The 1442-nt window shown below is 67.1% G+C and carries 1 protein-coding gene; it reads right to left on the bottom strand.

Annotation, left to right across the window (positions count from 1 at the left end):
• Positions 1–195: 195 nt before the first annotated feature.
• Positions 196–1320: a lysozyme inhibitor LprI family protein gene (locus ABIB95_RS47315; protein WP_354249240.1), complete on the bottom strand. Its 1125-nt coding sequence runs from the start codon at positions 1318–1320 to the stop codon at positions 196–198.
• Positions 1321–1442 lie beyond the last annotated feature (122 nt).

The raw sequence follows: 1442 nt of genomic DNA on the forward strand, positions 1-1442 counted from the left end.
TTTTTTTTTTTTTTGGCCCCCCCCCCCCCCCCCGCGGGGGGGGGGGGGGGCGGGGGGGGGGCGGGGGGGGGGGGGGGGGGTCATCTCTCGACACGGGCAGTGTTGGACGTCGAGAGACCGTCACCCCACCCCGCTACGCATTCCGCTTCGCTTCATGCGTAACGACCCTCCCCCTCCAGGGGAGGGTAAGAGCCCCTACGATCCCCCGCCCGCCGTCCCCGAATTCACCGGCGCCAATTCGTCCTCGCGGCAGCGCCAGCCGTCGGCGGCTTTCACGAAAGCAAACGTCCGCTGGATTCTCAGGCGGCGCGTGACGTTGAAGGCCTCGCCGGATCGCTCCTTGCTGCCGAGGCCGGGCTGCGGACGGCCCGTCCTGGGGTCCCAGCAGGTGCCGGTGCAGGTGGAAGCGACCTTGCTGCACATGGTGAAGGGCGCCAGCACGACCATCTCGATCTCGCCCGTGACCTGCGCCTCCTGGTCGGTCACCTGGCTGTCGAGCGCGTAGACGCGGTTGATGCGGAGGAAATTGCCGCACGAATTGGCGGCGTGAATCCGCGCGGCGCAGAAATCGACGGCATCGGTGTCGGGCGAGCGGGCCGCGACCTGCCGGCCGAACACTTTCTTCGGATCGCCCTTGGCGGCGGCGATCTCCTCGGTCTTGCGCTTCAGATGGTCGGCGAGACAATCTTCCGCGGACGCAAGCTCGGCAAGCGGCACGTTCTCCTTGCCAACGAGATTGCACTTGCGATCGCGCTCCCTCGTCCATCGGCCGTATTCGGCGAAGGCAAAGCGGGCCGCGGTTGGATCCAGCCTGCCGATCAGGCCCAGCACCTGGCTGTTGAGCTCGGTTTCGGTGAGCGCCAGCGACGGGTCCGCGCAGATCAGCGCGCCCGCGGCCGTGTTGGCCGCGAGACAGTCGAAATCCGGATCACGCACGATTGCGGCGCGCTCTTCGGTGACCTTGAGAAGGCACGCCTTCACGCGGTCGAAATCGTCGGCGCGGATCGCGGTCTGGCCGACGATGCCGCAGCCGAGGTTGCGCTGTCGGATCCAGATCGCATTCTCCTCGATCGCGGGCAGGCGATCGGGCAGGCGGGCGAGCCGCGCCTCGATCGCCGTGCCGAGCTTCTCGGCGGCGGCGGCCAGCTCGGCGTCACCGCAAATCAATTGATTGCCGGGATCGCGGATCTGCTGGCAGTTGTTTCGGGCGAATAGCGGCAGCCTGTCGGCGATGGAGCGGTCGGACGGGCCCGATTGCGCGGAGCCTGGTGCCGCCGGCAATACCAGCAGCGCAAGCACAGACAGCACGATGAACCGCATTCCAGTCGCCCCCGCAAAGGCGCCATGCTAGTACCCGGAATCAGAGCTGAGTGATACGGCGGCCTTTGAAGGGGCGTTGACGAACCTTTTTCTTGGTCCAGACGAAGGGCTCGGCTTTGTCA

Source organism: Bradyrhizobium sp. LA2.1, from assembly GCF_040547725.1.
Taxonomy (GTDB): domain Bacteria; phylum Pseudomonadota; class Alphaproteobacteria; order Rhizobiales; family Xanthobacteraceae; genus Bradyrhizobium; species Bradyrhizobium barranii.